We start from the raw sequence: 17,178 nt of genomic DNA, 5'->3' as shown, positions 1-17,178 counted from the left end.
TCGCGACTCACTGCAGGCGCGTGTGACTCACTGCAGGCGGTCGTCGACGCCGTCGCCGTCCTTGTCCAGGAAGCCCATCTGCTCGGAGAGGTAACCGCGCAACGTCTTGCGGTAGTCGCCCTCGAAGGTGCGCAACTCCTCGATCTTGGTGTTGAGCCCGGACTTCTTGGTCTCCAGGTCGGTGAGGATGTTGGAGCGGGTGTTCTCCGCCTCGCCCACCATCTGGTTGCGCTTGCTCGTGCCATCGCTGACCAACCGGTCGTGCTCCTCCTGACCGGTGGTGACCAGCTCGTCGTGGCGGGCCTGGCCCGTGTTGACCAGCTTGTCGTGCTCTTCCTGGCCCGTGGCGATCAGCTCGTCGTGCTTCTCCTGGCCCTCGCGGACCAGGGTGTCGGCCTTCTCGTCGGCCTCGCCGACCACCTTGTCGCGGTAGTCGTTGGCCTCGGTGACCAGACGCTCCTTGGTCTCCTCACCCTCTGCCACGTGCTGGTCGTGCAGGCGCTGGGCGAGCTCGATGATCTTGGTGGAGTCCTCTGCGCGGCCCCCACCTGCCGCCACGGCGGTCGCCCCACCAGCGGCAGCGACGGCACCGACAGCGGCGGCGTCACCAGCAGAGGGTCCATCAGACTCCGCGCCAGCATCTGCACCGGCCGTGTCGACAGCGTCAGCAGCGTCGGCGTCGGCAACAACGGGCGCAGCCGCAGCAGCCTCCTCGGCCTCGGCGATCTGGGCCCGCAGCTCGTCCAGACGGGCCTGCGCCTCCTGCGCCTCGCCGCGGGTGGACTCAACCTGCTGCTGCAGCCCCTTGAGCTCATCGGACAGGCTGCTCTCGAGCTCCTCGTCGGCCTGGGTTGCCTTCTCCTGGGCTGCAGCGATGCGACGCTCCGCCTCGGCCTCGGCCTCCTCGACCTCCACGGTGCGGGTGTCCAGCTGGGCGGAGAGTCCCTCGAGCTCGGCCACGAGCTCTTCGCGCTCCTTGCGCACCTGGGCGAGCTGCTCCTCATCAGGGGTGCCACCGCTCAGGGCGACGGGCGCGCCGTCTGGCCCCTCGGCATACCCACCCGATCGGCAGTCCTCCAGCTGGGCGGCGACCTCGTCATGCTCGGCGATCAGTCGGCGGAGCTCGACGACCACCTCGTCCAGGAAGTCGTCAACCTGGGTCTCGTCGTAGCCCCGACGCAGATGGGTTGCGCTGAAGCTCTTCTTGATGACGTCCTCGGGGGACAACGCCATGGGTTCACCTCGCTTTGGGAGATCCGCGCAGGCGATCGCGCGGCACGGCACGCGAGACCCGCTTGGCACTGGCTCAACTGCTTTGAACAGGCCTCACCATAGCCCAACGGGGCCACCGGCCCCACCGCGCTCGCGGGCCTCGGGGAGACCTCAGAACCGCAGGGTCGTCACCAGACCCCGGCCGATGCTCACGGCCAGGATCAGGACCAGGAAGGCGAGGTCGAGGGCGACGCCGCCCAGGCGCAGGGGTGGGATGAACTTGCGCAGGAACCGGATCGGCGGGTCGGTGAGGCTGTAGACGACCTCGGCGATGACCAGCAGCACGCCGGAGGGGCGCCACTCACGGGAGAAGACCTGCACCCAGTCCAGGATCAACCGCACGATCAGCACCAGGAAATAGGCCGACAGCAACCAGTAGAGAATTGTGCCGATCATCGAGTGCCAGTCCTGTTCATCACGGGGTCCATGCTACGTGCAGCCGGTCATGGGAACGGCGTCGCCGACCGTGTGGGTCGACGACGCCGGATTCCGTATGACGTGTGGCTCAGCTCTGGTTGAACAGGGCCTGCTTGGGGGCGTCGGCCTCGGGGCCGTCGACCTCGACATGCTGGGGGGACAGCAGGAAGACCTTGCTGGTGACCCGCTCGATGGAGCCGTGCAGGCCAAAGGCCAGGCCGGCGGCGAAGTCGACCAAGCGCTTGGCGTCGGCGTCGTCCATGTCGGAGAGGTTCATGATGACGGGCACGCCACCACGGAAGGCCTCTCCGATGTTCTTGGCCTCGTTGTAGGTGCGCGGGTGGATCGTGGTGATGCGGTTCATCGGCTCAACCTCCGCCTCGCGGACGACCCGGGCCACGGGCGTGCGCTGCTGCTCCTGATTGTGTCGCGTGGGCAGTTGAGTCACCTCGGCCCCGCGGGGGCGCTCGGGCTCAGCCGCCGCCGGACGAGTCTCCCGCTCCGGCGCGCGCTCGGGCTCGTCGTAGTCGTAATCGTCGTAGCGCTCATCGGTCTCGGCGAGGCCGAGATACTCCATGGTCTTGCGCAGCGCCCCAGCCATGTGTGCGAGCTCCTTGGTGCGTCCGTCTGTGGTCGTTCTCGAAACTACCGGTGGTCGGGCCGGGAACCGAGGATTGCGGTGCCGACACGCAGGTGTGTCGCGCCAGCGGCCACCGCGAGCTCTAGATCCCCACTCATCCCGGCAGACAGGATCGTGGCGTCCGGGTGGGCTGCTTGGACCTCCTGGGCGAGGTCCGCCAGCCGCGCGAAGGCGGCCGCTGTGCCGGCCTCGTCGAGTCCCAGCGGCGCGACCGCCATCAGCCCCTTCAGGCGCAGGTGCTCGGCAGCGGCGACGGCATCAGCGAGCGCTGGCAGATCAGCCGGGAGTGTGCCGCCACGCCCGGCCGCCTCCCCCTCACCGAGGTCGACCTGCACCACCACATTTTTGGCCCCAACATTTTTGATAGAGGTTTCGTACGCCTCACCCGCATTTTCGTAAAGGTTTCGTACGCCCCCTGCACCCCCTTGCTCGGCCAGGGAGGCGACGGCGCGATCCAATGCACCGACCAACTTGCGCCGGTCCACGGACTGGATGCAATCGGCATACGAGACAACGCTCTTGGCCTTGTTGGTCTGCAGCTGGCCGACGAAGTGCACCGTGAGCGCCGCCCGCACCTCCGGGTCGAGCTCGGCGATCTTCGTGCCGGCCTCCTGGTCGCGGTTCTCGCCGATGTCGGTGACGCCCAGGTCGACCAGGTGGCCGATGTCGCTGGCCGGATGGAACTTGGTGATCACGATCAGCGTGACCTCCTCCGCCGAGCGCCCTGCCGCTGCGCAGGCCTGATCGATCCGTTCCCGCACGGCCGTCAGGTTGGCGGCGATCTCCTCACGTCTGGTCACGCCGCCGAGGCTACCTGGGTCTAACAACGCCGATCCTCTGTGCTGCCGTCATGAGTCGGGCCTGTTGCCTGATCGCCCCCGACAAGGCATCTTGTCTATGTGCGAATCGGTGCGCCAGCGCATTCAAACGACGACATCGAGAGGGCAGCTCGTCGATTCGACCAGTTGGCCGCCGAGTTGGATCCAGCGACCGCGGTCGTCGAGCAGACCGACGACCTGCGGCAGATCGCGGGTGCAGCCGATGCACTCCGCGACGACGAGGCCAGGTTGCGGGAGACCGTTGAAGTCGCTCGGGCCCATGGTCGGTCATGGAACCAGATCGCTGTCGCCCTGGGCGTGTCCCGCCAAGCGGCCCGGCAGCGGTTCGCAAACGAGACGCATGCCTGAGCGGAGCCGGCTTCGCGCCGTTCACCCCGGGAAGAGTTCCTGGGGTGAACGGCGGTTGCCGGGGCGATCCCAGCCGGCGCTGAGGTCGGTGCTCAGTCGCCCTCAGTCATTGACAGCCAGGAACCATCCTCACCGATCACGATCCGCCACCCGGTGTAGGCACCGTTGTCCTGCATCGTGTCGATCTCCTCCTGGCTGTAGAGGCCCAATTCGACCAATTCGTCGAGCCGATCGAGCGGCAGGCCCGGCCACACGGCCACCGTCTGCCCGTCGTCGCCGTTCTCGAGCGCGGGCTGATACTCCGCGAACATCCGGGCCATGACGTTCGCACGCTCGCGGCCCTGCTCGCCGGCGAAAGCATCGGCCGGCGTCAGGGCGCCGAACGACAACATGGTCGAGTCCCGCTCCGCCCAAGCGGCCAAGCCATCGACATTGCAGGATGCGGCCAGGTCGAACAGGTCCAGTGACGTCAGGTCCACTCCCCCCGGCGCATCCCCGGTCCCCGCCGGCGGCACCCGCGACCAGGGCTCGTCGCAGGGGTGCGTGGTCGGCACCCCGATCGGGTCGCCGGAGAAGCTCGCGTCAACGATCGCCTGGTACTCACGGAGTTCGACCAACGCCGGGTCCACCGTGAGGACCAACTCGCCCTCGACGGTGTCGTTCACGTAGGTAACCAGCACGACCTCGCCGTCCGCGCTCGAGCCGGAGCGCACCCAGTCGCCATCAATCGGCACTTGATCCAGCACCGTCTCGGCGTCCGGCGCAGCCTGGATCCCCGCCCAACCACCGACCCAGGACTCGACACCCAGATCGGCATACTGCTCAACGGTCAGACGTGCCGGTGCATCACCCGACTCACCGTGAAGGACCGCATCGTCGGCCCCTGCCAGGGCCGCCGCATGATCGACAGTGACTGACACCCCGAAGGGCCCCTCGGCCAAGACCCAGGCGATGTCCGTGCCCTCCTCGACACCCTCACTGACCCGCACGTCATCCAGGAGCAGGGACAGATTCGTCCAGGTCACCGAGGCCTCAACCGCTCCGTCGGTGCCCATGCGCTCCAGGAGTGCGTCATCGCCAGCCATACCCGCCGCGAGATACACCCGCACGTAGTCCTCGACATTCGTCGGGAGTGGGTCGTTCGGTCCGGGCAGTTCGATGTCCGCGACCTCACCCTCGGTCGTCGCGTCCTCGGTAGTGGCTTCCTCCGTGACCTGCTCAGTGGTCGCCTCCTCGGCGTCCTCGGCCGTCTGCTCGTCCGTGGCCTCCTCGGTCGCCAGGGTCTGCTCGGCCGGGGGCAGCGGCTCGACCGTCGCGTCCTCGCCCAGCAGATTGCCTCCGCCGAGGGTGAAGGCACCCACGGCCGCGGCAGCCACGGCCACCACACCCAGCCCCTGCGCCGTCTGCCGGCGACGCCGCACCTTGCGTCCTTGCGCCCAGGTGCCGGTGAAGTCACGCTCCGGCCCGTCAGAGGCCTCGTTCAGGGCCCGCCTCAGCTCGTCCCTACCCATCACAAACCTCCTTCCGCCATGCCGGAGTCCACGAACTCGGGCATCAACCGCCTCAAATGCGCCAGGGCCTTGCTGGCCTGGCTCTTGACCGTCCCTGCAGTCGTGCCGAGAATCTCGGCGATCTGCGCCTCGGACTGGTCCTCGAAATAGCGCAGCACGATGACCGCGCGCTGCCGGGGTGGCAACTGCGCCAACGCATCTCGCACCGGCGCCCCTGACACCCAGGCGTCTGCCACCGAGCCCACCGGGGAGTCCATCAGATCCCGCTCCCCCGGCCGTGCGGCATACGGCGTCTCTCTGCCCCACTTGCGCCACCGCGACACCGAGTCGCGATAAAGGATGCGCCGCACATAGGCATCGGGCGACCCGTCACGCACCTGCTCCCACCGGCTCGCCAGCTTGACGAACGCGTCCTGCAGGAGGTCCTCCGCCGCATGCTGGTCACCGCAATAGAGGCGCGCGGCCCGCAGCAGCGGCCCCTGCCGCGCCCGCACAAACTGGACGAACTCATCGTCCTCAGTCGGCTGATTCATGGGTCTCCAACGCGATCCGTATGCCGTGAGGTTGCCTCTGTCGGAAAACTGCCGGTCAGCCTGCCACGGCTGAGCGTCGTGGCCCGGCAGGCGGGCACGTTGCGTCGCGCGCTCCTTCGCAGCGTGGCACCATCGTGGAATGCCTGAGTGCGGTACAGAAGACGTGGACCTGGCCTATCTGGAGGCCTATCGCCAGATCCCGATGGACACCCCGGATGAGTGGGGCGATCTGGTGGCCTTCCTCAACGCAGCCGCTCGGGCCTGAGGATCGGAGGTGATCGGCATGGAACAGACCCGTTGCGAGGCACTAGAGAGCGATGCGGACTCGATCGTCGACCTGTTGGGCACAGACGAGGGCGCCGAGATCGAGTTCGAGCCACAGCGACTCCGGCTGATCCTCCGCATTCCTGAGTTGTGAGGCGGCGGTCGAGCTGCTGAGTTCCCCTACCGTGTTTGTGCTGGGGAGATCGTTCGACGCCGTGAAGTGCCCTCAGCGTCCTGCTTGTCCAGACCATGCAGCACCTCGCGCTCGGCGACGTCTAGGCGCTCCAGGAGTTGCGTTTTGGCCGCTTCGGAGTCTCCGTCGAGCATGAGCTCGACATACTCGCGGTGCAGGCGGAGCAACTCGGCATTGTCACTGGGCTGATCGCTCTCCACCAGGGACAGCGTGAGGTTTAGTTTGGCCATCAACTGGTTGTGCAGCGTGCGGAGATAGCGCGAGCGGGTCAGCGCCACGGTCTCTGCGTGGCAGCGCGTGTCAGCCTGGACTAGCGCATACAGGTCGTTGTGCGCGACGGCAGCCTCCATCTCCCGGATCGTGTCCTGGAGCCGAGCCCGCTCCTCCGCGCTCGCGTGCTGCGCCGCGTCGACACCAGCTGATTCCAGAACGCGACGCGCAGCGTAGATCTCGGTGACCTCCGCGGCGGTGAGAGTGGTCACCTCCAGGATGCGCGTGCTCGGATGCCGGGTGAGCAGCCCTTCGCGGACCAGGATCGTGAGGACCTCGCGCATCGTGGGCCGTGAGACGCCGATCTCGCGTGCCATCGCTTCCTCGGTCACAGGATCGCCGGGCCGCAATCCTCCGTCCAGGATCCTGCCCCGCAGGATCGACAGGCCCTGGTCCGCCACTGTCTCCCTGCGCACCTTCGCCACGGTCGCCCTCTCGTGTCCGCGGACCGCTGCTCGGCCCGTCACTGCACCGCCAACTTATCCCGCCACGTCACTGCTCACCGGGCTTACGCGGCGTGCGTGGCGCAGCGATCTGATGTCCGTCCGTGAAGCGGCTCGGTCGGAAGTCGGCCAAGAGTGGCTCATCCTCACCGAAGAGCTCGTTGGTGACTGCCGTTCCCAGGAAGGGGGCGAGCGTGACCCCACTGTGGGTCGCCACGGCATACAGCCAGGGAGCCTCCGGCAACCGGCCAGCGACGGTGAACCCGTCTGCAGGCATGACCCGTTGGCCAACGACCACCTCAGCGATCGCGGCAGCGTCGGTGTTGCGGACCACGGCCCGCAGGCGCTCCAGGTAGTCCCGCGCCAACGCGGAGTCGGGGGCGGGAACCGCACTGGGGTCTGCCGTGGCATCGAGGTCGAGCGCTTGGAGGAGCAACCGGCCACCGCCATCCGGGCGCACGTTGAGCCAGGGCGTGGTGAGCACACGGCTGAGACGAACCGGCAACGGGATCGTCCGCAGGAGGTGGCCGACTGTGACATCGCCGGGTTCGGTGAAGCTGGCCATCGGCAGGGTCGCACCGGCCAACTCGACCAGCTCAGACGTCCGACGGCCAACGGCCGAGACCACCGCGTCGGCACGCAGCACGCTCCCGTCGTCCAGAGTGGCGATGGCACCGGCCCCGGTTGCGTCAAGGGCAGTCACGCGAGTGTTCTCACGCAGGGAGACGCCAGCCGCGCGCCCCTCGGCCAGCATCCGCGCCAGATAGAGCAGCGGGAAGCAGTAGGCCTCCTGCGGGAAGTGGGCGATGGTGTCCACCCGTTCCGGCACGATCACGTCGGGCAGGAGTTCTCGTGCCCGGTCGGCGCTGATCTCCTCGACGGCATAGCCCCGGGCTGTGAGCCGCTCCATCCGTCCACGCAGGTGTCGCACGTGCGCCTCGTCGACCGCGATCTCGACGTGTCCGCCCGGCCGCAGCCACTCCTCGTTGGACGCGAGCTCGCGGTGAGCGGTGAGGCCAGCGAGGTTCAGGTCGTAGTAACTCTCCGGCTCCTTGCCGTTGGCGTTGATCCAGGCGAACGAAGTCGACGATGTGCCAGTGCCTGGGATGCCCTGGTCGATCAGCGTGACGGCGGCACCCCGCTGGGCGAGCCTGGTCGCGATGGAGGTCCCCACCACGCCTGCACCGAGGACGACGATCTGCATACATGCTCCTGTTGTGTCGAAACTTATGTCGAGACGTGTGTCGAGACTGTGGTGGGTCACAGGACCTTGCTGATGAAGTCCTGCGTGCGCTTGTGCTGTGGGTTGACGAGCACCTCACCGGGAGGTCCTGCCTCCACGACCACCCCGTTGTCCATGAAGACGACCGAGTCGGCGACTTCCTTGGCGAAGCCCATCTCGTGCGTGACCACGATCATGGTCATGCCGGAGCGGGCAAGATCCTTCATCACGTCGAGCACCTCCCCGACCAGCTCAGGGTCCAGCGCGGAGGTCGGCTCGTCGAAAAGCATGAGCTTGGGCTCCATGCACAGGGCACGTGCGATGGCGACACGCTGCTGCTGGCCACCGGAGAGCGCACCGGGATAGGCGCCGCTCTTGTCGGACATGCCCACTCGCTCCAGGAGAGACAGGGCCCGCTCACGCACGACGCTCTTGGGCTCGCGACGCACACCAATCGGTGCCGCCATGATGTTCTGCAGGGCAGTCATATGCGGGAAGAGATTGAACCGTTGGAAAACCATGCCGATCTCGGCGCGCATGCCAGCGACCTCAGACTCCCGCAGTTCGTGCAGACGCCCCTCGTGCTCGCGATATCCCACCAGTTGTCCGTCGACCGTGAGCCGCCCCGCGCTGATCGTCTCGAGGTGGTTGATCAACCGGATGAAGGTGGTCTTGCCTGACCCCGAGGGGCCGAGCAAAGTCATCACCTCGCCACGGTGCACCTGCAAGTTGATTCCCCTGAGGACTTCGAGCTGGCCGAACGACTTGCGGACGTTCTCTGCCAGGACCATGGGCACGTCGTTGTCAGTCGTCATCGTCCCTCCCCCTCTGTGCTGACCTTGACTCCGCGTCTGCGTTGGAGCTCAGCGAGACGGCTCAGGACCCCGGGACCAGCCAGGCGCTCGCTGCGGCTGTAGTGCCGCTCGATGTAGTACTGGCCGACCGTCAACACGGAGGTGACGATGATGTACCAGATAGAGGCAGTGATCAGCAGCGGGATGGTCTCGAAGTTGTCGGAATAGATGAGCTGTGCGGCATAGAGCAACTCCGGAAACGCCAGGACGCTGACCAGCGAGGTCGTCTTGAGCATCGAGATCGTGTTGTTGCCCGTTGGCGGGATGATCACCCGCATCGCCTGGGGCAGGACAATCTGCCGCAGGATCCGGCCACGCTTCATGCCCAGTGCCTGTGCTGCCTCCGTCTGCCCCTTGTCCACTGACAGGATGCCGGCGCGGACAATCTCAGCCATGTAGGCGCCCTCGTTCAGTCCGAGCCCGAGGATGGCGGCCATCACGGGGGTGATGAGGACGTTGGTGTCGAACGCGACAAAACTCGGGCCGAACGGAACGCCGAGCGAGATGATCGGGTAGAGCGCCGAGATGTAGCCCCAGAAGAGGAGCTGCACAAAGATCGGCGTGCCACGAAAGAACCAGATGTAGAGCCAACTCAGGCCGGAGACGGCAGGGTTGCTCGACAGCCGCATCACCGCTAGCCCGACTCCCAGGATGATACCCAGGGTCATCGCGATGGCCGTCAGCTGCAAGGTCTTGAGCAGGCCGTCCAGGATCCGCGCTGAAGTGAAGTAGTCACCGACCACGTCCCATCCGAAGTTGGGGTTGGTGACGATGGTGTTGACGAACATTGCGGCCAGGACCGCGATGACGATGTAGGACAGCCACCTGATCGGGTGGCGCAGTTTGACGACAGGCTGGGCGTGAGCCCCCGAGGCCGGAATCACCGCCTGCTCGCTGTCGGCCGTGGCCGGCCTCACTCGATGGCCCCGTTGATCTCCGACTCCTCAACGGCGATGTCGGTGAGGTTCCACTTCTCCAGGATCTCGGCGTAGGTGCCGTCCTCGATCAGGAGATTGATGGCGCCGTTAACCGGCTCGACGAGCTCACTGCCTTTGGGGAAGGCGACACCGCCCGGGTTGGGGTTGCGCACCAGCGGTCCCACGGTCTCGAACTCGTCAGGGCTCTTCTGCTCCGCGTCCAGCAGCGGCGGAGCGTCCAGCATGACGCCGTCGATCCGGCCGCTCTTGAGGGCGAGCTGCGCCTGAGGGCCGTTCTGATAGGCCTGCGAGGTGGGCGGCTCCAGGCCTGCCTCCTCACACTTCGGCGTCTGTGCGGGCAGGAAGGTGTTCTGCTGCAGCGAGCCACGGATCACTCCGATCGACACACCGCAGGCCTGGTCGGCGACGATCCCCTCTGGGTTGCCCTTCTTCACCAGGACCAACGTGCCGTTCCAGTAGTAGGTCGCGAAGTCGACAGTCTTCTCGCGCTCCTTCGTGTCGCCGATGGAGGACATCGCCATATCGACCTTGCCCGCCTCAAGTGCGGGGATGATGCCATCAAAGGAACTCTCGACGTATTCAATGTCGACCCCCAGGATGTCGCCGACGGCGTGGGCGATGTCGGGGTCGAGGCCGACGATCGTCTTGCCGTCATCGTCGACAGTCTCGAACGGCGGATAGTTCGGGTCGGTGGCGATCCTGATCACGCCAGCTTCCTGGATCTCGGCCGGCAGGGCAGCGGCGAGTTCCTCGTTCACTTCCTGCTGTGGGGCTGCCGACTCAGCGGCGACGTCATCGTCTTCCTGACTGGGCGAGGACGACAGCCCACACGACGCGAGCGTGACGGTCGCGAGCACTGCAAGAGCGGAAACGGATATCGATCGACGTGCAGGGTGCATGTTGGCTCCTAGTGTCATGCTGTCTGACAGTTAGTCAGCCTGTCTACTCATCACCACCACGTCAATGCGGAATTGGTCATTTCTTCGTCAACATCTCCCCTCCCCGTGCCTCACGCAGTGGCACAGGCTGTGCGTAGGATTCGGATCACATGACCCAGGAGACCGTGACCGAGACTGCTCGGCTGACCGAGGTGATGCGCGCTTGGTGCGCCGCGCACCCATACTCGACCCTGGACATTTTCCTGGGCGCCTCGGCTGAGCACGGCGACCGGCTCTCCCCACGTCCCGGGGTGTGCTTCACCCTGAACACTGCATTCGCGAGCCACCTGAACGAGGTGGGCGTCCCGTCCTCCGTCCATCTCGCGGGGGTGCAGGACCATGACAGCCCCGACGCGGCCGACGTCGGGAGCCACCTGACGGTCGTTGCACAACTGGACGGGCAGCCGCACCTGACCGATGTCGGGCTGGGGTGTGGGCCGCTGACACCGATCCCGCTGCGGCCGGGCACTCACAGCTTCAACGGTTTCGACTTCCCGCTGACCACCCACGCACGTGACGGGCAGCGGTGGTGGCGCCTCGGCATACCTCCGGCACTGAGTCGTGCCTTCCGGGCGATGGAGTTTTGCGAGGTGCCCGACGACCCGCGAGCCGGTGCACGCGCTGGGCACTTCCTGTCCCCCGCGACCAGCCCGCTGCGCGACGTGTTGCTGATCCAGGGCTGGGTCGGCGAGCGGCTCGTCACGGCCCACGGCCCCACGGTTACGGTGCGCTCGAGCGAGGGTGTCTTGGCCCGGACCACCTTCGAGGACCAGAGCGCCTGGCAGTCAGCAGTCCACGGCTGGTTCCCTGACACCTTCGGCGAGGCAGAGCTGAGCGCGGCGTGGGCACGACTGCAGGGGTTGCGCGCATGACGGGCAACGAACCGGCCCTGCGCACGGAGCCGCGCCAGCAGCGAGCGCGAGCCACCGTGGGCAAGCTCAAATCCGCTGCGCTGGAGCTGATCCGGGAGGCGGGGGTTGCGAAGTTCACGACCAATCACGTCGCCGACCGGGCCGGCGTGAACATCTCGACGCTGTATCGCTACTTCCCCGACAAGTCCCACCTGCTGCACGCCCTGATGCAGGACTTCGAGACCCACCGGGTGACCTTCTTCATCGGTCATCTGCCGACGTTGGAGCGACGAGAGTCCTGGCCAACGTGGGTCGCCGAGGTCGTGGAGGGCCTGGCGCAGATCCGGCGTCAGGAGGTCGGCGGTGTCGCGATCCGACGCGTGATCTCCGCCTTCCCCGAGCTGCACGCCCTCGACCAGCAGTCCAGCCTCCGCACGGCCACCGAGTTGGCTGGCGCCCTGCGGACCGTCGCGCCAGAGCTGGACGAGCAGATGGCCGGCGTCATGGCGAGCGTGGTCATCGCCAACCTGACGCACCTGCTCGACATGGCCTTTGAGGATGACGACCGCGGCGACCCGCTGATCCTGGCGGAGACGGTCAGGGTGTTGTCGGGCTACACACCCTGACCGCCGCACGCTCCCAACGGACCGGTGGCCTCACCGGACGGGGTGGTCCTCCACCGGCGGCGCCGGGCTGTCCGTCTCCCCGAACTGCCGGTCGTAATAGTCACCCAACAGCGAGCGCAGCACGTCGGTGCGGGGCATCCGGCGCGGCGAGCGGAAATAGAGCACGACGCCCAGGGCGATCCACCCGATGAAGATCAGGTATTCGAACGGCCAGCGCAGCGACATCGGACTGGCCGGGATGAGCGCCGCGAAGACGATGACGACCGACGCGATCCCACCCACGGCTGGCAGCAGCGTGGTCCAGGAGCGGCTCGGCTGTGGACCGAGCCCGCCCTGGCTGCGCAACCGGTAGTAGGCCCAGACCGTCACGGCCCACACGATCGCGATGAAGACGCCGATCGTGTTGAGGAACCACACCAGCGCGCCGGGGCCGAGCAGGCCGAGCACCAGGCCGATGCCGGTGGTGAAGAGCAGTGCGTTGCGCGGGGTGCCGGTCTTGGCGTCCAGCTTGTGCAGCATCGGTGGCAACAACTCGATGCGGGCGAGGGCAAACATGAGCCGCGAGGACGCGGAGAACACGGCGATGAACGTGGTGACGATGCCGAGGGCACCGATCAGGAAGGCTGCGGTGGACAGCAGCGGCATGCCCGCCACGTCGAAGGCCTCGATCGTGCCGTTGGTCATCCCGGCGATCTCCTCCCACGGCAGCAGCCACGCGGTCGCGAGCAACACGATGGTGTAGAAGGCGCCAGCGAGCACGACCGACAGCACAACAATCTGCCCGATGCGCTTGGCACTGGCGCGGGCCTCCTCGGCCAGGATCGCCACGACCCCGAAGCCGGTGAGGAAGGAGAAGGCCGGCAGCACGAAACTGAGGGTGCTGACCACGGGCGAGGTCTCCGAGGCACTGTCGAACATCGGCCAGAAGTTGTCGAAGCTGCCCCGGGCGAAGCCCGCCACGACGACAGCGGCGGCGAAGATCACCATGATCGAGAAGAGCACCAGCTGTGCCCGCGAGCTGAACTCGGCACCGAACCAGTTCATCGCCAGCACGATCAGGGTGAGGGCGAAGCCGATGGCGATGATCGGCAGGAAGATCGTCTCTCCGCCAACGGAATACAACGCCACGGAGTTGAGCTCAGGCCAGACCGTGCTCAGCAACCGTCCGGTGGCGGTGACATAGAAGGCGACCATGCTGGCGTAGGCGCCGATCAACAGCCAACCCACGATGAAGCCGAGGAAGCTATTTCCCGCCACCACGGCATACACAATCTCTCCCCCGGCCCGGGGCATCCGGTTGGCCAGGGCGCTGTAGGCCAGCGCCACGCACGCCGCCAGGGCGGTGGCGATGATGAAGCCGAGGATCGTGCCGCCGGCGCCGAAGTCGGCGAAGAACTCACTGCCGAGATAGAGCCAGCTGGAGCCGATGACTCCGGCCGCGCCGATGGCGATCAGGGCCGGGACGCTGATGGTCTTGCGAAGCTCGCTCATGGTCGGGTTCCTGCATCTGTCAGGCCGTCAGCAGCGGCGGCACGGAGGGCGAACTTGTCGACCTTGCCCACGGGGAGCAGTGGCAACTGGTCGAGGAAGACGAAGGTCTTGGGGATCTTGAAGTTGGCCAGCTGGTCGCGACACCACAACCGCAGCGTCTCGGCGTCGAGCTGCGAGCCGGGCCGAGGCTGCACGAAGGCCACACCGACCTCGTGGAAGTCCGGGTCGGGACGGGGCACCACGGCACACATCTGCGTGTCCGGGTGGGCCTCGATGACGGCCTCGATCTCGCGGGGATAGATGTTGTAGCCGCCGGACTTGAACATCTCCTTGGTCCGCCCGACGAGGACCAGGTTGCCGTCCTCGCGCAGGTGCCCGACGTCGCCGGTGCGCAGCCAGCCGTCCGCCGTGAAGGCCTCCGCGGTCGCATCGGGAAGGTTGAGATAGCCGGCCAGCACCGTGTCGTGGCGCACGCAGATCTCGCCGGTGCCGGTGGTCGTCCACTGCCCGTCCTCGCCGAGGATGCGCACGTTCATGCCCGGGTCGGGGGCACCCACGGTGTGCAGCAACGCCTCGTCGGAGGCGCCCGGGGTCGAATAGGTCACCGAGGAGGTGGCCTCGGTCAGGCCATAGGTCGACACCAGCCGCACGCCTGCCTCGCGATAGATCCGCAGCGACTCGGCCGGCAGCGGCGAGCCGCCCCAGGCGACCACCTGCAGGGAGCTGAGGTCCGTCCGCGCGAAGTCCGGGTGGCTGCCGAGGCGCTGCAGCTGGGTGGGGATCTGGAACAGCGTGGTGATGCGGTGCGCGGCGATGTCGGCCAGCAGCTCGTCGGCGTCGAAGCCCTCGCGCAGCAGCAGGGTCGCCCCGGCCACGAGAGGGACGCTGACCAGGTCGCCGACGCTGGCGATGTGGTTGACCGGCAGGTTGCAGATCATCACCGGGTCCTCGACGGCCCAGGCTGCGGCCTCCACGTGGGCCAGGCGCACCAGGCCGGAGTGCCGCAGCAGCGCTCCCTTGGGCGTGCCGGTGCTGCCGGAGGTGTAGACGATCAGGGCGGGGTCTGCTGGGTCAACCACGGAGCGGTATGCCGCCAGGTCGGCGGCGTCGGTCTGCTCACCAGCGGCGTTGAACGCCTCGAGGTCCTTGCGGTGGTGCAGCGGGATGAGGGGCTGGGGTCCGACGTCGGCCAGCGCCTCCACCAGGGCGGTCGCGTCGTCGCCGCCGATGGTGCTGAATACGAGCCTGGGGGCGGCGTCCTGGAGCACGAACGTCAGCTCGCGGGAGCTGTAACGGGGGTTGAGTCCCTGCCAGACGGCGCCGATGCTGGCGGTGGCCAGGAACGAGATGACGAAGGTCGGGCCGGGGGTGGCCATGAGCGCCACCCGGTCGCCTCGCTCGACACCCGCGGCGAGCAAGGCGGCGGCGTGCCGATCCACCTCGTCGGCCAGCTCCCGATAGGTCAGGGTCCAGTCGTGCGAGATCAGGGCCACTCGATCCGGGGCAGACTCGGCGTGCCGGGGCACGGCGTCGCTGATCCGCTGCCCGAAGGCGTCCGCGGTGTCCAGGCTGCTCACTCCTCGCCCTGGCCGTCGACGATCATGTAGAGCCAGCGCGCGACCATCGCGGTCTCGCCCGTGCTCTGCATCTCCAGCTCGCAGTCGAGGGTCACCAGCAACCGCGTGGGGCTCTTGCGGACGACGTCGACCACGGTGCGCTTGAGCCGCACGCCGTCGCCCACGAAGACCGGCTTGGTGAAGCGGACCCGGTCCAGGCCGTAGTTGAAGGCATAGCCACCAGGGGTCCGGAAGAGCTGGGAGCTGAAGTCGAAGTAAACGAGCAGGCTGAGCATCAGGAAGCCATCGACCAGCGTCGGGCCCATCGCGTGGTTGCGGCTCGGGGTCAGGTCAACGCGGTCCGGCTCCAGATAGCTGGCGCGACCGAAGTCCTTGAGGTGGGACTCGTCAATCTGCAGCCACGCCGACGTCTCGGACTGCCCGGTCAGCCCCTGGATGTCGTCGAGGGTCTGTTCTGTGCTCATGGAATCCTCCATACTCAAGTAGTTACTTGACTCTGGAGTCTGACCCCCGCCAGCCCCGCTGTCAAGGCCGACTCACCCACGCAACCTCACCTGACGGCATCAGTGCTAGTTTGGATCAGCCTTCGCGGACGTTATGCCACCAGCCCGTCAGACAGCGAAACGGTCCCCGTTCCCGCAGAAAGTGAGCCCCCGTGCGACCCGTCACGATCGGCCCCGAGCAGCAGCGAGCCCTCGAGGGGCTGGCCCAGTTCCCCCTCCTCGACGCCATCCACGGGCGCCGGTCCCGACGCTTCCCGATGGGCGGCCACGTCCCCGCCGGACCGCTGGCCTACAAGAGCCAGCACGAGCCGGTGCCGCTGAGCGAGCTGGAGCGCGCCATCGTGCTGGCCACGACCACGGGCGTGACCGGGTGGCACCACGGCATCACCCACCACCCGGGTTATGCACCGGCACTGCCGAACTACAGCGGCGGGGCCGGCGGACGGACCTTCCCCTCCGCGGCCGGCTTCGAGATCGTGGAGTTCTTCTTCACCGACGAGTCCGGCACCTATTTCCTGCCGACCCGCGACGCCCACCCGGAGGTGGACTTCGTCGAGGGCGAGGGTTTCACCGAGCAGCGCCTCAACGCGGTGCTCAACCGGGCGACCAAGCTCTCCGACGAGCGCATCTGGATCCCGCGCGAGGAGCCCTACCTCGAGGGACACAACACCTGGATCGCCAACCACCCCGGCTCGCTGCTGGTGATCCCGGTGGCCGACATCGCCCAGCACATGCTGGCCAACCTGGCCTTCTTCATCCAGAACGGCTATGGCATCTATGACGATGTCAACGGCCGCGAGATCCCCGGCCAGGACAAGTTCACCGACCTGCTGCGCCACCCCGACCCGTTCCCGCTGTCCTTCGTGGAGCAATACTCCATCACCGAGGCCAGCGCCGAGCTGATGACCTCGACCTACAACGGGCACCTGGTGCTCGGTGGCATGGGCCTGGGCGGCTGGTCCTTCGACGGCATCGATCGGCTCACCATGCTCGGCGCCTCCGGCGAGCCCGAGGTGCCGGGGCTGGGCTTCCGTTATGACGAGGACGAGCGCTGGCCGTTCGCCAACGCGACCGGGCGCGAGGGAGTCTTCGAGTCCTACTGCCGGCCGCACTTCGCCACCATGGGCGATGCGGTCGAGGCCTTCACTGAGCGCAAGTTCGGACCGGGCGGCCCGTTCCACCCGGACACTCCCGGCCCCTGGGCGGACAGTGCTGGCGTCCGCTCGCAGGCCGCGCCGCACACGCAGCAGTTCAAGGATCTGCTCACGCTGCAGGCCACCTATATCGACGACACGTTCGGCAAGTTCCCCGGCACGGTGCCGACGGTCTGGATCATGAACTACCTGCAGGCCCAGCACATCGACCTGGACTATTACGACAAGGTCCTGACGGACAAAGCCTATCTGTCAACGCACGCCGCGCACCACGACCTCTGGCACTGAGGTCCG

At 67.1% G+C, this 17,178-nt stretch carries 20 protein-coding genes; 5 read left to right on the top strand and 15 right to left on the bottom strand.

What is annotated here, in order from left to right:
- Nucleotides 1-27: 27 nt before the first annotated feature.
- The 7 genes from NF556_RS07785 to NF556_RS07755 all read right to left on the bottom strand — a co-directional run bounded on the left by NF556_RS07785 (nucleotide 28) and on the right by NF556_RS07755 (nucleotide 5,560).
- Complete coding sequence (locus tag NF556_RS07785; protein ID WP_252595056.1) at nucleotides 28-1,233, bottom strand: DivIVA domain-containing protein; 1,206 nt, start codon at nucleotides 1,231-1,233, stop codon at nucleotides 28-30.
- Between the two features lie 150 nt (nucleotides 1,234-1,383).
- Nucleotides 1,384-1,668, bottom strand: a complete 285-nt coding sequence (locus tag NF556_RS07780; protein WP_252595055.1) for a YggT family protein — start codon at nucleotides 1,666-1,668, stop codon at nucleotides 1,384-1,386.
- Between the two features lie 109 nt (nucleotides 1,669-1,777).
- On the bottom strand, nucleotides 1,778-2,290 hold the full coding sequence (locus tag NF556_RS07775; RefSeq protein WP_252595054.1) for a cell division protein SepF: 513 nt from the start codon (nucleotides 2,288-2,290) through the stop codon (nucleotides 1,778-1,780).
- A 44-nt stretch (nucleotides 2,291-2,334) separates the two neighbouring features.
- Nucleotides 2,335-3,129, bottom strand: a complete 795-nt coding sequence (locus NF556_RS07770; protein ID WP_252595053.1) for a YggS family pyridoxal phosphate enzyme — start codon at nucleotides 3,127-3,129, stop codon at nucleotides 2,335-2,337.
- Nucleotides 3,130-3,252: 123 nt separating this feature from the next.
- Nucleotides 3,253-3,429, bottom strand: coding sequence for a hypothetical protein (locus NF556_RS07765; protein WP_252595052.1), 177 nt, complete (start codon nucleotides 3,427-3,429; stop codon nucleotides 3,253-3,255).
- Between the two features lie 179 nt (nucleotides 3,430-3,608).
- The gene (locus NF556_RS07760; RefSeq protein ID WP_252595050.1) at nucleotides 3,609-5,027 is read right to left on the bottom strand and encodes a hypothetical protein; all 1,419 of its coding nucleotides are present in this window, start codon (nucleotides 5,025-5,027) and stop codon (nucleotides 3,609-3,611) included.
- The gene (locus NF556_RS07755) at nucleotides 5,027-5,560 is read right to left on the bottom strand and encodes a SigE family RNA polymerase sigma factor (protein ID WP_252595049.1); all 534 of its coding nucleotides are present in this window, start codon (nucleotides 5,558-5,560) and stop codon (nucleotides 5,027-5,029) included. The genes NF556_RS07760 and NF556_RS07755 overlap by 1 nt, the downstream gene beginning before the upstream one ends.
- A gap of 139 nt (nucleotides 5,561-5,699) precedes the next feature.
- Between NF556_RS07755 and NF556_RS21365 the strand changes: the two genes are divergently transcribed.
- Nucleotides 5,700-5,825, top strand: a complete 126-nt coding sequence (locus NF556_RS21365; RefSeq protein WP_256829886.1) for a hypothetical protein — start codon at nucleotides 5,700-5,702, stop codon at nucleotides 5,823-5,825.
- Between the two features lie 18 nt (nucleotides 5,826-5,843).
- Complete coding sequence (locus NF556_RS21360) at nucleotides 5,844-5,978, top strand: hypothetical protein (RefSeq protein WP_256829885.1); 135 nt, start codon at nucleotides 5,844-5,846, stop codon at nucleotides 5,976-5,978.
- 26 nt (nucleotides 5,979-6,004) lie between these two features.
- Here the strand turns inward: NF556_RS21360 and NF556_RS07750 are convergent, their stop codons facing one another.
- The 5 genes from NF556_RS07750 to NF556_RS07730 form a co-directional block, all read right to left on the bottom strand.
- Nucleotides 6,005-6,703, bottom strand: coding sequence for a GntR family transcriptional regulator (locus NF556_RS07750; protein WP_252595048.1), 699 nt, complete (start codon nucleotides 6,701-6,703; stop codon nucleotides 6,005-6,007).
- A 76-nt stretch (nucleotides 6,704-6,779) separates the two neighbouring features.
- Nucleotides 6,780-7,934: an NAD(P)/FAD-dependent oxidoreductase gene (locus NF556_RS07745; RefSeq protein WP_252595047.1), complete on the bottom strand. Its 1,155-nt coding sequence runs from the start codon at nucleotides 7,932-7,934 to the stop codon at nucleotides 6,780-6,782.
- A gap of 56 nt (nucleotides 7,935-7,990) precedes the next feature.
- Nucleotides 7,991-8,767 (bottom strand): amino acid ABC transporter ATP-binding protein, encoded by a 777-nt coding sequence (locus tag NF556_RS07740; RefSeq protein ID WP_269760190.1) that lies wholly within the window; start codon nucleotides 8,765-8,767, stop codon nucleotides 7,991-7,993.
- Entirely contained in the window at nucleotides 8,764-9,723 is a 960-nt protein-coding gene (locus NF556_RS07735; RefSeq protein WP_252595046.1) for an amino acid ABC transporter permease, read from the bottom strand. Before NF556_RS07735 ends, NF556_RS07740 begins: the two co-directional genes overlap by 4 nt.
- A complete protein-coding gene (locus tag NF556_RS07730; RefSeq protein ID WP_252595045.1) occupies nucleotides 9,720-10,601 on the bottom strand; it encodes an ABC transporter substrate-binding protein in 882 nt (293 codons plus the stop codon). The genes NF556_RS07735 and NF556_RS07730 overlap by 4 nt, the downstream gene beginning before the upstream one ends.
- Nucleotides 10,602-10,792: 191 nt before the next feature.
- Here NF556_RS07730 and NF556_RS07725 point away from each other — a divergent pair, with 191 nt between their 5' ends.
- On the top strand, nucleotides 10,793-11,554 hold the full coding sequence (locus tag NF556_RS07725; protein WP_252595044.1) for an arylamine N-acetyltransferase: 762 nt from the start codon (nucleotides 10,793-10,795) through the stop codon (nucleotides 11,552-11,554).
- Nucleotides 11,551-12,159 carry a TetR/AcrR family transcriptional regulator gene (locus NF556_RS07720; RefSeq protein ID WP_252595042.1) on the top strand — a complete coding sequence of 203 codons (609 nt, stop codon included), beginning with the start codon at nucleotides 11,551-11,553 and terminating at the stop codon, nucleotides 12,157-12,159. The genes NF556_RS07725 and NF556_RS07720 overlap by 4 nt, the downstream gene beginning before the upstream one ends.
- 30 nt (nucleotides 12,160-12,189) lie before the next feature.
- Here the strand turns inward: NF556_RS07720 and NF556_RS07715 are convergent, their stop codons facing one another.
- From NF556_RS07715 to NF556_RS07705, 3 genes are read right to left on the bottom strand one after another with little or no spacing between them, the layout of a single operon-like run.
- Entirely contained in the window at nucleotides 12,190-13,650 is a 1,461-nt protein-coding gene (locus NF556_RS07715; protein WP_252595041.1) for an APC family permease, read from the bottom strand.
- Nucleotides 13,647-15,227: a class I adenylate-forming enzyme family protein gene (locus NF556_RS07710; RefSeq protein WP_252595040.1), complete on the bottom strand. Its 1,581-nt coding sequence runs from the start codon at nucleotides 15,225-15,227 to the stop codon at nucleotides 13,647-13,649. The genes NF556_RS07715 and NF556_RS07710 overlap by 4 nt, the downstream gene beginning before the upstream one ends.
- Nucleotides 15,224-15,691: a hotdog family protein gene (locus NF556_RS07705; protein WP_252595039.1), complete on the bottom strand. Its 468-nt coding sequence runs from the start codon at nucleotides 15,689-15,691 to the stop codon at nucleotides 15,224-15,226. Before NF556_RS07705 ends, NF556_RS07710 begins: the two co-directional genes overlap by 4 nt.
- Nucleotides 15,692-15,882: 191 nt before the next feature.
- On the opposite strand from NF556_RS07705, the gene NF556_RS07700 reads away from it, so the two are divergent.
- A complete protein-coding gene (locus NF556_RS07700; protein WP_252595038.1) occupies nucleotides 15,883-17,172 on the top strand; it encodes a hypothetical protein in 1,290 nt (429 codons plus the stop codon).
- Nucleotides 17,173-17,178 lie beyond the last annotated feature (6 nt).

Source organism: Ornithinimicrobium faecis, from assembly GCF_023923225.1.
Taxonomy (GTDB): domain Bacteria; phylum Actinomycetota; class Actinomycetes; order Actinomycetales; family Dermatophilaceae; genus Ornithinicoccus; species Ornithinicoccus faecis.
Note: the sequence above shows the minus strand (reverse complement) of the source record. Positions and strands in the feature narration are given on the sequence as shown.

Bases quoted from the DNA above. Each gene is read 5' to 3' on its own strand.
- NF556_RS07785 (WP_252595056.1), bottom strand. From the start codon at position 1,233: ATGGCGTTGTCCCCCGAGGACGTCATCAAGAAGAGCTTCAGCGCAACC.
- NF556_RS07780 (WP_252595055.1), bottom strand. From the start codon at position 1,668: ATGATCGGCACAATTCTCTACTGGTTGCTGTCGGCCTATTTCCTGGTG.
- NF556_RS07775 (WP_252595054.1), bottom strand. From the start codon at position 2,290: ATGGCTGGGGCGCTGCGCAAGACCATGGAGTATCTCGGCCTCGCCGAG.
- NF556_RS07765 (WP_252595052.1), bottom strand. From the start codon at position 3,429: ATGGGCCCGAGCGACTTCAACGGTCTCCCGCAACCTGGCCTCGTCGTC.
- NF556_RS07760 (WP_252595050.1), bottom strand. From the start codon at position 5,027: ATGGGTAGGGACGAGCTGAGGCGGGCCCTGAACGAGGCCTCTGACGGG.
- NF556_RS07755 (WP_252595049.1), bottom strand. From the start codon at position 5,560: ATGAATCAGCCGACTGAGGACGATGAGTTCGTCCAGTTTGTGCGGGCG.
- NF556_RS21365 (WP_256829886.1), top strand. From the start codon at position 5,700: ATGCCTGAGTGCGGTACAGAAGACGTGGACCTGGCCTATCTGGAGGCC.
- NF556_RS21360 (WP_256829885.1), top strand. From the start codon at position 5,844: ATGGAACAGACCCGTTGCGAGGCACTAGAGAGCGATGCGGACTCGATC.
- NF556_RS07745 (WP_252595047.1), bottom strand. From the start codon at position 7,934: ATGCAGATCGTCGTCCTCGGTGCAGGCGTGGTGGGGACCTCCATCGCG.
- NF556_RS07740 (WP_269760190.1), bottom strand. From the start codon at position 8,767: ATGACGACTGACAACGACGTGCCCATGGTCCTGGCAGAGAACGTCCGC.
- NF556_RS07725 (WP_252595044.1), top strand. From the start codon at position 10,793: ATGACCCAGGAGACCGTGACCGAGACTGCTCGGCTGACCGAGGTGATG.
- NF556_RS07720 (WP_252595042.1), top strand. From the start codon at position 11,551: ATGACGGGCAACGAACCGGCCCTGCGCACGGAGCCGCGCCAGCAGCGA.
- NF556_RS07715 (WP_252595041.1), bottom strand. From the start codon at position 13,650: ATGAGCGAGCTTCGCAAGACCATCAGCGTCCCGGCCCTGATCGCCATC.
- NF556_RS07705 (WP_252595039.1), bottom strand. From the start codon at position 15,691: ATGAGCACAGAACAGACCCTCGACGACATCCAGGGGCTGACCGGGCAG.